This window comes from Chryseobacterium sp. UF-290, assembly GCF_058245615.1.
Genome location: NZ_JBSICB010000018.1, coordinates 65,584 through 78,393, shown reverse-complemented (window position 1 = coordinate 78,393; position 12,810 = coordinate 65,584). Strand labels below are relative to the sequence as shown.

Genomic DNA, 12,810 nt, shown 5'->3' with positions numbered 1-12,810 from the left:
GTTTCGATCTGATTATTTAATTGTTAAAGTTCCTGTTGTCTGTAATAGTTTTCTGTATGCTAACGCCGCATCTGCCTTTGCATTGATCACTCCAACGTTTGCAGCGATCTGAGCCGCATCCGCATCCAGGAGTTCCGTCATGGTAGCAAGACCGTTATCATATTTGTTTTTTGTAATTCTGTAGTTTTCATTAGCCTGCTCAGCTGACTTTTCAAAAACTGCGATTCTCTTTTTAGAATAGTCTGTATTCTGATATTCTCTGTTCACATCAAGCTTGATGTTGTCATTCAATAGCTCATCGGTAGCTGCCAGTTGCTTTTCTCTCGCCTGTGACTGCTTCATGGATGAATTTTCTTTCCAGATGTTGGATAGATTATATGAGATCCCAATACCTACATTCACGGCATTGTATATTGTAAGGAACTTAGGAATATCTGCTGCGACATAACCTCCGGTAAATGCAATGGACGGAAGGTTTTCAGCTTTTGCCGCTTTCGTTCCCAATTCTGCCGCTTTTCTCTGCTGGGCTAATGCCTGAAGGTCCTTACGGTTCTCTCTGGCTTCGTTCACATAAAAGTCAACAGGTTTTACATCCGATCCTTCTTCAATATAGTTCGGATCCACTTCAAGCTCTATTGTTTCGGGAAGCCCCAATAGCAGGTCCATATTGATATTCGCAATATTGTAGTTATTCCTGGCTTCAAGCAGCTGCAATTCGATATTGGAAGTCTGAAGGTTTGCCTTTAACCTGTCATTTCTGGCAATCAATCCGTTATTTTCCATTTTAAGGAACGTTTCATCCCTTTTTTGAGAGGCTGCAAGGTTTTCTTCAAACACTTTAATAGACTGATTCGCTTTAAACAGATTGTTATAAGCCTGAGCTACATTGTAAGCAATGGCTATCTTATCATTTTCAGTGCTTAGCTTGGAAGCTTCCACTAAATATTTTGCAGACTGAATACCGTATCTGATTCTTCCACCGCTGTAAATCGGGACACTAAGATTGGCTGAACCATAAAGAACCTGATGAACTTCCGGCCCGCCTGCACCGCCTGAAACACCAGGTAGCCTGATATCAACATTCGGCTTCAACGGAAGGTACATATAGCTTCCTGAAATCTTCAATTCCGGAAGCTGTCTGTTCTTTGCCTCCAAAAGATCAGCTGTAGCCTCTTCGATCCTGGCTGCATCGATCTTGAGATTCTTGCTGTTCTGGATTCCCAGCTGCACAGCTTCGTCAAGAGAAAGCGTTTTTTTCTCCTGAGCATTTGCATTTGCTATTCCCAGGAATAGTGATAATGCAATCACTGAGTTATTTATTCTCTTCATAACCTAAAAGGTCTTTTAGTATATATTTTATATGTTTATTAAGTTCTGTATAATAGGTTTCATCAAAAACACTTTCATCTTCGGTATCGTTCAGGAACTCCTTATACATTTCTTTTGCATTGAATGCGTAAAATAAAGTTCCGCTTATGGTAGAGTGAAGCAGATAAATAGGAGGATTTTTCGTGAAAACTCCTTTTTTAAGCCCGCTCTCCAACAGTTTTGAATACATGGAGATAAATCCTATTTTGGTTTGCTTCAGAAATTCCACGATCTGAGGATTTTGAGTATGCAGCTGCTCTCTCTGCATAATCCTGTAAAAACACTTTTGAGTTCTTATCCGGCCTGAGAACTGGTCTATTACTTTCTCTATTTTCTCCCATTCGTTCATATCAGTTCTTTCTAAAATATCTCTTGAAAAAAACTGTCCTTCATTCATTCTGTATTCAACTAATTTCTCATAAAGTTTTTCCTTAGAACCAAAATAATACGAGATCATAGAGATATTTACATTAGCCGCCTTTGCGATCTCCCGGGTGGAAGTTCCTTCAAAACCCTTTTCAGCAAAAAGCTTTTCGGCAGCGAATAATATATTTTCTTCTTTTGAAATCATGTTTGTATCCATTTTTCAGGCCGCAAATTTACATAAGTTTCAAATAAGATCAAACGATTGATTGATTTTTTAATATTGATTTAATTTATCATTGATAAAAGACTGTTTCTATAAACTATACAAGAACCGTATTTTAACAGAGAATCTGTTTAAACTTTTTATCTTATAAGAATCATAGATATTTTTTGACTTGAAAAAGCTTTTATTCTAAACATTTCAGGCCACTTAAGTTAGTTTAAAATGATACTGTATAAAAAGTTCACATAAGAAGAAAATCAAAGATTTTCATAAAGCTCAAGTGTACTTATTGTGCAGCAGGCTTGTGACTTAAAAGCAACTTAAGTGTTTAATCTTTTTTGGGATTTTTTGGTTTTCATTGGAAAAGTTTAAACAGCTTTAGAGTTTAAAAGGAATTATTCATAAATACCAGAATTATGTAAAAATTAAGAGAAAAGTCAAAAAAGGTATTATATTTATCCTTTATAAAAGTTTTAATTATGAAAAAGGTCATCTCAATTTTAGCCATCGGTTTATTTACATTCAGCTATGCTCAGGAAAAACCTAAAGAAGGAGGCTGCTGTGCAGGAAAAGACAAGAAAGAATGCTCCATTAAGGATAAGAAAGCATGTACCGATGCTCATCACAAAGACTGTGATCCCAAAACGAAAACAGCAGAAAGCACGCCTAAAAAAGATAAGAAGGCTGCTAAAATAAAAAAGACGGCTTAGCAACAGACCTGTCATCAATAAAAGTAAACCTCCGGCAACATGACCGGAGGTTTTATTTTTTTATATCCAACGATAAATACAGAAATGAAAAAAATCTATGCGCTTTTATGAATATATCTGGAAAGCTTTATCCCCAGATCGGTCCAGACAATTTTAGGGTTTCCGTTTCGGGTGAGATGCAGATCAGCTGTATTGATCTCTTCCAGAATACTTTCAATATTGGCCCCGCTGATAAATTTTGAAAATCCGTCCCAATTGAATCCATTAGCGTTGATCTTCTTGTATACTAAATCTTCAGACTGGTAATTCTGAAGCAGTGCCAATCTGAAGATCTCTGAACAGTAATTCAGAAAATTCTTTTGCTTTTCTCTGTTCCACCCGGCAATTTCTCTCGCCCAGAATATGATGCTTTTAAGATATGCGGGTTTCTTTTTGACCATAAACGCGTCCCGAACCCATTGTACGAACAGCTGTTCAAATTCACTGGTCTTATCCCCTGAATTCAAAAGCTTCACCGCATCATTGAGATTTCCCTGAGCTTCATGCACGATCTCTCTGATCTTCTCATCCGAAACAGAATGATTCTTTTTCAGATATTGCTCCAGATCTTCATCATGAATTCTCGGAACTTCTACAATCTGTGTTCTGGAAAGGATCGTGGGAAGTATATCATTTGTATTTTCTGCTGTAAGGAGAATAATAGTCTTTGCCGGCGGCTCTTCCAAAAACTTCAAAAATTTATTGGAAGCGGCAACATTCATTTTATCTGCTCTCCAGACAATGAGAATTTTAGTGCCTCCTTCAAAACTTTTTAATGCGAACTTCTGATTCTGATCATCAATTTCATCCGCAGAAATAAAAAGCTGTTTATTTTCGGATTCCAAAAAAGCGGTCCAGTCATCATAGCTTGCATAAGGAGAATTCAGGATCATTTCCCTGAATTCGTCAAACTTATTTTTGCTTAAAGAGTTTTTATTATCGGTAAAAACAGGAAAACTGAAATGCAGATCCAGGTGATTGAGATGTTCCACCTTGGCAGCAGCATGCTCATTCTCCTGACTAAAAATCTCTTTTGCATAGGCTAATACCATGGGTAATGTTCCGTATCCCTCTTTTCCTACGAAAAGCTGGGCATGGCTCACTCTGTTTTCGGCAATGCTTTCTCTAAGAAGTGTTTTCAGATTCTCCTGTCCGGCGATGTTCTCCCAATTCATGTTTCAAAGATAAAAAATCTGGATAAGAATTTGAGGGTAAATTTGTGAATTGTCAATTTTTGCTGACACAAAGTGAATGGTGAATTGTCAGAATATAAAAATTAGATCATGATTGACTTTTAAACATATCAATAGTCAATTTTTACTCCGCAGAATCAGCATACTATCTATACAGTATCAATATTCACAAGCGTAGTGGATTCACGCTTCATGTTTGACTTAATACCCTGCAGAGATTCAAAGTTTCCCATTATACCGGGCCTTAACAAACTTTAACCACATATAATTTTTACAATTCATTAATATTTAAGATATTTGCGCATTGTTTTAAAAAGAAAGAATGAAAAAAATCTTTGTAGTATCATTCATATCAGTCGGATATTTTCTGAATGCACAGAGTCTAAGTAACTCTCCTTATGCAGCATATGGAATTGGAGATATAAAATATGATAATACGATCGAAACTGCTTCTATGGGAGGTATATCCACTGCTTATATCAGTGATTTTACCAGCAGTTTTAATTTTGCTAATCCAGCAAACAACGCCAATTTCGAACTTACGAGTATCAGACTGGAAGCTACCAACGAAAACAATTATTTCAAATCGAATTATAACGATACGAAATCTACAAAGCATTCTACGTATCTTTCCAATATCTCATTGGCATTTCCTTTATCATCTAAAGTGAAAATGGGGCTTTCTTATCAGCCATACAGCTCCAAAAGCTATGACATCGTAACTGACCAGCTTAATCCTGACGGAAGTGTCAAATACCGAAATAACTTTAAAGGAAGCGGTACGGTAAACATCGCTCAGGTAGCTGTTGCTTATAAAATCAATCAGGAATTCTCCGTAGGGGCAAAAGCCAATCTCTATTTTGGAGATCTAAACGACCGCAATGAATTCCGTGCTTCCGGAGCTGAATACGTTAACGGTTATGAAACCAAAAATAAAATCAGAAACTTTAACTTTACGTTAGGAACAAACTATCAAACCCTAAATACACGTACAGATAAGAAATTAACGATCGGTGCTACTGCTACTTTTGGAAATACAGGCAATACGACCACTGATTATATCAACAGTACCTATAGATATGCCGATGAAAAAGCAGGAACAAAGATCGATGAAAGTATTCTGGAAGAAAAAAGCATCAGTTCTAAAAACCTGATTCCTTTCCAGGCCTCTTTAGGAGCAGGATATGGAAGCGATAACCATTGGTTTGTTTCCGGACAGATTGATTATAAAAAAGGAGAAGATGTATCTTACTTTAGCCAAACTATTGACTTCCAGGATTCTTATAGAATTTCTGCCGGTGGATGGTATCTTCCCAACTACAACAACTTCAGAAACTACTTCTCAAGGGTAGTCTACAGATATGGAGCTTTCTATGAAAGAGGAAATCTGAAACTGGAAGGCACCAACATCAATAAATTCGGTATTTCAGCCGGAGTGATGCTTCCGTTCAAAAACAGCAGTATTACCAGAATGAGCGGTCTTGAAATAGGACTGGAACTTGGTAAAAGAGGAACTCTTAAAAACAATCTGATCAATCAGAATTATATCAACCTGAGAATCGGCTTTAATTTTGCTGATAAATGGTTCAGAAAGACTCTTTATAACTAGAATGAATTTTTCAAAGAAAATATCATATAAAAATATAGCATGCCTTTTTAGTTGTGCTATATTTTTTATATTGACATCCTGTGAAGAGGATCTTACCAAGAATAAAGGCAATCAAAGTAAAAATTTTCCGTCACAGATCATTAATAACGCCAATATCATACAGCGTGATTCCGGATTTATAATGATGAAGGCAAAGGCTCCTATTATTGAAAAATATGAGCTGATCGACAGTCCTTATACCGTAGCCCGAAAAGGAATCGATATTGAATTCTTTGACAAGAAAAAACCTAAAATTCCGGGAACCATCAAAGCAAAATACGCTAAGTTTTACGACTATAAACAATTTTACGAAGCTAAAGGTAACGTAAGGATCACGACCAACGAAGGACAGAAATTTGCAATGCAGAGTATCTTTTGGGATCAGAGAAAAAAGAGGATCTATACCAAAGATACGGTTTTCGTGACCATGGAAGATGGCTCAACCCTTGTAGGAGCCAATGGCATGACCGCCAAGGATGACTTCTCAGAATATACTTTCTATAACAACTCGGGAGACTTTAATTCCAAAAGGATCTCTGAGAATAAAAAATAAATTCCTTCATAATGAAAGCTCTGGCTATTGGACTTATGTCCGGGACAAGCCTGGATGGTTTGGATCTCTGTCTCGCTGAATTTGAGAAACACGATAAATGGGTTTTCCGGATTCTGAAAGCCGAGACGCACCCCTATTCCAATGAGTGGGAAAACAAACTCAGAAACGCTATTCATCTCTCTGCAGAAGACCTTCTGGAACTGAATTCAGACTATGGATTCTATCTTGGGCGACAGGTAAAAGAGTTCATAAAGAAGCATCAACTTGAAAACATCAGCCTGATCGCTTCTCATGGCCATACTGTTTTTCATCAGCCTCAGCGAAAATTCACACTCCAGATCGGAGACGGAAGAGCCATCAAACTGGAAACCGGATTGCCCGTCATCTATGATTTCAGAAGTCAGGATGTCCTTATGAAAGGAAACGGAGCTCCTTTGGTCCCCATAGGCGACGAGCTGCTTTTTTCAGAATACAGTGCGTGCCTTAATCTTGGCGGCTTTTCCAACATTTCTTTACATACCAATGGAAAAAGGATCGCGTTTGATATTGCTCCGGTCAATATTGTACTGAATCCACTAGCTCAACAACTGAATAAAAATTTTGATGAAAACGGTGAGCTGGCAAGGAAAGGGAAAATAAATGACGGGGTATTGGAGCAACTTAATTCCTTACACTTCTACAAGCTCCCCTATCCAAAGTCATTAGGCGTGGAATGGTGTAATAAACATATTTTCCCTGCCCTGGAAGCTGTAGATCCCTTAGACGCTTTAGCTACATTTACAGAACATATTGCCCAGCAGATCTCAAATATTATTAACGAAAACAAAATAAAAGACATACTCTTTACCGGAGGCGGTGCCTACAATACTTTCCTGATTGAAAAAATAAAAGAAAAGACAAACTCGGAAATCATCCTTCCCAAAAAGGAAATTATTGATTATAAGGAAGCCCTGATCTTTGCTTTTATGGGTGTTTTAAAAATCAATCATGAGATCAATGTCTTGTCTTCCGCTACGGGAAGTACGGCCGATCATTGTTCCGGTGTAATGGCTTAAATGAAATTTTATAACTCTATTTCCTTTATTAATTCCACTAAAGAAATATCAAGCGCGTAGGCTATAACAGAAATAGTAAAAATACTGGAAGTAACTTTACCTTTTTCAATCTTATAAAGATACTGTCTATCCTTTCCTATCATCATTGCCAGTTCCGTCTGTGAAAGATTTTTTCTTTCACGAAACATTCTTATTCGATTGCCTAATTCAATGGGTATCTTTTTTTTTAATTCGGAGATTTTATTTTCTTCAATGCTTTTCACTTATACAAAGTGAATTATAAAATACTACACTATTGTAATCTTATAATACTACATTTTTATATATTTGTAAAAATACGACATGTTCTGTCGCTATTGCTTGGTAGCTTTGCATTAGTTAAGAATTGAAGCATAAAATTTAAAACAATATTTATGAAAACACTTTATTTATCAGGGTAAATTAATTTACCGTAAAAATCCCCATGTTAAAAATGGGATTTTCCCTGTTGTGGGAATTTTTGATTTTTTTTATATTCACGCAAAAATTACAAATAATGAAGAAAAATTACTTAAGTGCACTATTCTTATGCATTACTTTGGGCGTTTCTGCCCAGGAAGTTGTCTGGCAAAAGGACATCAAATCCTCTACCCAGGATTTTCTAAGTCAGGTTACTACAACGATCGATCAGCAATATCTTATCACGGGCAGTTCTATTCAAACCAAAAGCCAGTCGCTAGCAGCTAACAGCCAGCAGCAAAACAATGGTTATGATTTTCATCTGGTAAAACTCAACCAGCAGGGCGAAGAAGTCTGGGAAAAGTATTTCTCCGGTCAGAATCATGATTACCTTTCTGCAACGGTTACCACACAGGATGGAGGGAGTTTATTGGCAGGCACTTCTTATTCTGGAAAGGGTTTAGATAAAAAGGAAGATTCCAAAGGAGGTTCTGACATCTGGCTGATCCGACTTAATGAATTTGGAGACGAATTATGGCAGAAAACTTTGGGAACTTCTTCTGATGAAGAAGCCAGAGCAGTGATCCAAACCACAGATCTGGGGTTCTTTATTGCCGGCAATGTACAGAATTCGTCCAAAGGCTATGGTTCTAAAGATGCCTGGATCATCAGGCTGGATAAAGATGGGAAAGAATTATCCCAACTTATCTTAGGAGGAAAAGGTTTGGATGAAGTTGAAAAAATGATACCAACGAAAGACGGCGGAGCCTTATTGGGCATCTATTCCAGAAGCTCTGAAGTTCGTGATTCGGGAGTAAGAAATCCAGAGACCAAACTTCCTACCGGTCAATCTACCAACCGAAACTTATCATCTGCCACCTCTACAGCCATTAGCCAGTTGCCAAAAGCCAGCAGTAATTATGGTGAAGGCGATTACTGGATCGTAAAGCTTGATAAGAACGGAAAAGTAGAATGGGAAAAGAACTTTGGAGGAAAAGGAGATGATCATATCAGAACTTTGGCTTTGACTTCAAACGGATATATTATTGGAGGAGAATCCAGATCCGAAAGATCCGGTAATAAAACGGTAGGTATAGAAGAAGGTACAGATCTCTGGCTGATCGCTTTGAATGAAAGAGGAGAAGAACAGTGGCAGAAATCTTACAATTTTGGCAACCGTGATATTTTAATGGGAATGAGTACCATTCAGAGTCAAGATACCAGATCCAGGAACCAGGACCTGACCAAAGGAATTCTTTTAGGGGGTTATACCCAGGCTGAGGGAAGAGTAGAAAAGAATGATGAAACCTTTTGGATGCTGTATGTGGATGGGAATGGCAATGAGCAGTGGAGAAAGCATGTCACCGGAGAATCGAGACAAAGAGAAGAAAGGCTTTCAGATTTGAAGCTGAACAGAGATGGATCTATAGTTCTGGCTGGTACCAGTGCTACGGAATTAGGAAAGGAGAACTGGAAGATCGTAAAGCTGGGAGATAAGCAGGTGGACCAGCTGATCGAGAAATATGACATCAGGATCTACCCGAATCCTGTATCTGATTATGCTTATGTAGAAATCGGCTATGATTTCAAGGAAGCTGATATTATGCTGTATGATATGAGTGGAAGACAGCTTCAGAATCTGAAGACGAAGAATAAAGTGACTAAGATTAATACCCAGTCTCTGGTACAGGGAGCTTATCTGGTGACCATAAAAACAGATACCAATAAAACAGCGAATGCTAAACTGATCAAAAAATAAATAATGAGAAAAAAGATAATAACCGCATATCTCTTGACTTTGGTCCTCAATAATATGAGTGCCCAGGCAACAGATCCTTTCAATAAAAGTATGGATAATATCAATAAGATATTTCCGGCCGCCCCCACAGCCAATAACCTGATGAAATTCGAAGAGGTGCCTGTCAGCTATTATACCGGTATTCCTGATATTAGTATTCCTCTTTTTAGCATCCCTACCAATAGTTCTGATGTAAATTTAGACATCAGTCTCAGATACCATCCTCTCAGCGCTAAGCCTGATGACCGGGCTTCAGAGACCGGGCTTGGGTGGAATTTAATGGCAGGAGGAACCATTACCCGAACGGTCCGGGGAGGAGTTCCTGATGAAAAAATAGAATCTACTTTGATGTCCTCTCCCCCAAAACCGAAATACGGAATTTACCGGCATGAACTTAATAACACCTATGAGATCATCTATAATCTTATGAGTAACTGGTCTTCCCAGGAATATGCTTTCTATACAGGAATTGGGAAATTTGATACGGAATATGATCTGTATCAATATAACTTTATGGGCTATACAGGAAGATTTATTATTAAGAAAGACCCTTCCGGTAATTATGTAGTAGAAAAGCTGGACAGGAATAATTTAAAGATAACGGTAACACAGGATTCTTACGGTGAAGTACAAACAGCAACCATTACTGATGATAAGGGTATTCAATATATTTTCAGAGGGATGGAAAATGCTTCAAAAGATATATCTACCGTGAAGGTGGGGCTTGTCAATAACACCGGTGATCTATTAACCAATACCGGTGGTGGTTTGTATTTTACGGCTTACCACCTGGAAGAGGTTAAGGATGAAAACAATAAGCCTCTGATGACATTTACCTATGACCAGGCATCCGTTGTCAAATACAAAGACCCTGAAATAAGAACTTCCAGGTTAGCAAGGGATATTAATTACCATTATAATAACGGTGGAGGTATGGCTCCGAATCCTGACCCCCACATACCTGGCGCACTGGAAGTGCAGAATGTCTATAATACTGCATATACCAAACTGCTGACCGGGATTACAATTGCCGACCGGGCAAAAATAAAGTTCAACTATGAAAAAGGACGAAGCGACAGTAATTATATGAATGCTGCCGATCTTTATAAATTAAAATCTGTGGAATCCCTTATCCTTGACCAGGTGTTTTACCAGCCGGTAGATAAATTTACCTTTGATTATGAATATTCAAATTCAACAATCTTATCCGACCCTAATCCTCCCGAAACCCTAAAAAAGCTTCTGCTAAAAAAAGTGACAAAAGAAGGTCAGAGCGGCAAGCATACACATACTATTGCCTATCATTCATCTGTTGGCCCATTCAAAAAAGATCCATGGGGATATTACAAAGGGAATATCACACAGGATGTGATAAGCTCTATCATATACCCTACTAAAGGTAAAGTTGCTTTTGATTTTGGAGAGAATGATTACAGTTATTTTGCAGGTTACTCCAAGCCGATTGATACAGTAACCGGTCATTGGGTAGATACTGAACATGAGTACAGCTTTAATGACCTTACAGCGTTTGATCCGAATGTAAAAAGTGAATTCTTTACAGTTACTGTACCACAGCAAGTCCAATTACATTTGGATCTGGGAAGTCTGATTTATTCTCAATGGAAATTTAAGATCTACAAAAAAACAGGTCATAATACTTTTTCTCCTGCTTTGATAGAATTCGGAGCAGACTGGCAGGAATGTGAAAGCACAGGAGGGGCAGCATGTGCCAATCAAAATTTAGGTTCTGACGGAAACCCTATAACCCAATGGACAAGTCCTTTGCTTGACCTTGAAGCGGGAGCCACATATTATGTATCTCTTGAAGGTAATTATGGGATTACACAAAAGCCCATATCATATGTTTTATCAGTCAAGCTTAAGCAACACTATTTCAACAGCTATGCTGTGAAAAATGGCGGCGGACTAAGGGTAAACGGAATCAAATATTTTGATACACCGGCTTCCAATACACCGGCTAAGCAATATGTATACGATTATAAAGATCTGGACAATCCGGGAAAAAGCAGTGGAGCCCTGGTATTTCCGGAACCTGTCTTTGCATACGAAGACCGTATCATATATGCCTATCAGAATGAGAACACAGGTGCATTTGTTGAATACAACTGTAAAATCAGCACAACAACCAATCAGAATATTATCCCCAATGAGAAAAGCCAGGGTTCGGATGTAGGTTATAAATATGTCACTGTAAAACAGATTGCCGAAGGGCCTAACAATAGTACTATTAATAACGGGAGTACAGTATACAAGTTCAGATCCCCCATTGATTTTCCAAATCCTGAAATGATCTCGCTCGAGATGCCTATCGTTCCTATTACCAATCATGATTATCTGAGAGGACAGGTTATTTCTGAAAAAAAATATAACAGCGAGGAAAAAATAATTTCTGAAATTAATCATGAATATGCGACTCTTACTTCCCAAAAACTTGAGGGAGTTAAAATAAGGGATAACTATTATAATGTAATTCATCCGGTACAATATCAATGGGATGATTACAATACCTTCAAATCCAAATTTCCAGACCTGATATTGACAACACCATACCTGTATTATACAACCTATGGTATTGTGCTGCCAGGCAAGAAAACAGAAACCTCTTACTTTTACAAAAATGGGGTTCAAAACTCTGTTACCGATAAAACCGAAACCAGCTATACTACCAATGATTACCCTTCTGTCGTTACACAGCAGCATCCCGATGGGACTTCCACCCGGACCAGCTATAAGTATGCTACGGAAAAACAGATCCCTCACCTGATCACGGCTAATATGATCAGCATACCTCTTGAAGAGGAAACCATTGAAAAGCAAAACAGTAATGATCCGGGTAGAAGAACGGCTAAAACAGAGATAACCTATAATCATCCTGCGGGTCTTTTCCCTGACCAAGTAAAATCGCTCAACACGATTACCGGAGGAATGGAAACCAAAATAAAATACGACCGGTATGATGAAAAAGGAAACCTGATGCAGTATACCGTCAAGGATGGAACTCCGGTGACCATTATCTGGGGATATAACAAATCCCTGCCCATTGCCAAAATTGAGGGGGTAAAATTATCTGAAATAAGCCAGAGCATCATAGATACTGTGGTACAGGCATCTGATCAGGACGCATTGGCCGGACTGTGGAATACGGAATGGGATTTTGCGCTTGCTTTGGAGCAGTTCAGGAATGATCCGGTATTTGATCAGGCGCAGGTAACCACCTATACTTATGATCCTTTGGTTGGAGTACGAAGTATAACTTTACCATCCGGTCTGCGGGAGTACTATACTTATGACGAGGAGAAAAGGCTCAAGGAAATAACTAAGGAAGAGAGAGATGGTACCGGCCAGCCTTTTACAAGAACAGTGAAAGAATTTCAGTACAATCTTAAAAATTAAAAACC

10 protein-coding genes are annotated in these 12,810 nt (G+C 38.2%); 6 read left to right on the top strand and 4 right to left on the bottom strand.

Going from position 1 to position 12,810, the window contains the following annotated elements:
• Positions 1 to 12: 12 nt before the first annotated feature.
• Both AC4IF5_RS17675 and AC4IF5_RS17670 read right to left on the bottom strand, forming a co-directional pair.
• Complete coding sequence (locus tag AC4IF5_RS17675) at positions 13 to 1,329, bottom strand: TolC family protein (RefSeq protein WP_490736826.1); 1,317 nt, start codon at positions 1,327 to 1,329, stop codon at positions 13 to 15.
• Positions 1,313 to 1,951: a TetR/AcrR family transcriptional regulator gene (locus tag AC4IF5_RS17670; RefSeq protein WP_490736824.1), complete on the bottom strand. Its 639-nt coding sequence runs from the start codon at positions 1,949 to 1,951 to the stop codon at positions 1,313 to 1,315. Before AC4IF5_RS17670 ends, AC4IF5_RS17675 begins: the two co-directional genes overlap by 17 nt.
• A gap of 485 nt (positions 1,952 to 2,436) precedes the next feature.
• Here AC4IF5_RS17670 and AC4IF5_RS17665 point away from each other — a divergent pair, with 485 nt between their 5' ends.
• Positions 2,437 to 2,667, top strand: coding sequence for a hypothetical protein (locus AC4IF5_RS17665; protein ID WP_490736822.1), 231 nt, complete (start codon positions 2,437 to 2,439; stop codon positions 2,665 to 2,667).
• 95 nt (positions 2,668 to 2,762) lie between these two features.
• On the opposite strand, the gene AC4IF5_RS17660 is transcribed toward AC4IF5_RS17665, so the two are convergent.
• Positions 2,763 to 3,881 carry a DNA polymerase III subunit gene (locus tag AC4IF5_RS17660; protein WP_490736820.1) on the bottom strand — a complete coding sequence of 373 codons (1,119 nt, stop codon included), beginning with the start codon at positions 3,879 to 3,881 and terminating at the stop codon, positions 2,763 to 2,765.
• A 340-nt stretch (positions 3,882 to 4,221) separates the two neighbouring features.
• On the opposite strand from AC4IF5_RS17660, the gene bamG reads away from it, so the two are divergent.
• Genes bamG through AC4IF5_RS17645 form a run of 3 tightly spaced genes read left to right on the top strand, consistent with a single transcriptional unit; the run spans position 4,222 to position 7,155 of the window.
• Positions 4,222 to 5,508: a BamG family beta-barrel-assembly machinery protein gene (gene bamG, locus AC4IF5_RS17655; protein ID WP_490736818.1), complete on the top strand. Its 1,287-nt coding sequence runs from the start codon at positions 4,222 to 4,224 to the stop codon at positions 5,506 to 5,508.
• A 1-nt stretch (position 5,509) separates the two neighbouring features.
• Positions 5,510 to 6,100, top strand: coding sequence for an LPS export ABC transporter periplasmic protein LptC (lptC, locus tag AC4IF5_RS17650; protein ID WP_490736817.1), 591 nt, complete (start codon positions 5,510 to 5,512; stop codon positions 6,098 to 6,100).
• Positions 6,101 to 6,111: 11 nt separating this feature from the next.
• Positions 6,112 to 7,155, top strand: coding sequence for an anhydro-N-acetylmuramic acid kinase (locus tag AC4IF5_RS17645; RefSeq protein WP_490736815.1), 1,044 nt, complete (start codon positions 6,112 to 6,114; stop codon positions 7,153 to 7,155).
• An 8-nt stretch (positions 7,156 to 7,163) separates the two neighbouring features.
• Here AC4IF5_RS17645 and AC4IF5_RS17640 read toward each other — a convergent pair whose 3' ends face one another.
• On the bottom strand, positions 7,164 to 7,418 hold the full coding sequence (locus AC4IF5_RS17640; RefSeq protein WP_490736813.1) for a helix-turn-helix domain-containing protein: 255 nt from the start codon (positions 7,416 to 7,418) through the stop codon (positions 7,164 to 7,166).
• Between the two features lie 272 nt (positions 7,419 to 7,690).
• Here AC4IF5_RS17640 and AC4IF5_RS17635 point away from each other — a divergent pair, with 272 nt between their 5' ends.
• Together AC4IF5_RS17635 and AC4IF5_RS17630 are read left to right on the top strand one after the other, a co-directional pair.
• A complete protein-coding gene (locus AC4IF5_RS17635; protein ID WP_490736811.1) occupies positions 7,691 to 9,352 on the top strand; it encodes a T9SS type A sorting domain-containing protein in 1,662 nt (553 codons plus the stop codon).
• 3 nt (positions 9,353 to 9,355) lie between these two features.
• Entirely contained in the window at positions 9,356 to 12,805 is a 3,450-nt protein-coding gene (locus AC4IF5_RS17630) for a hypothetical protein (protein ID WP_490736809.1), read from the top strand.
• Positions 12,806 to 12,810: the final 5 nt, after the last annotated feature.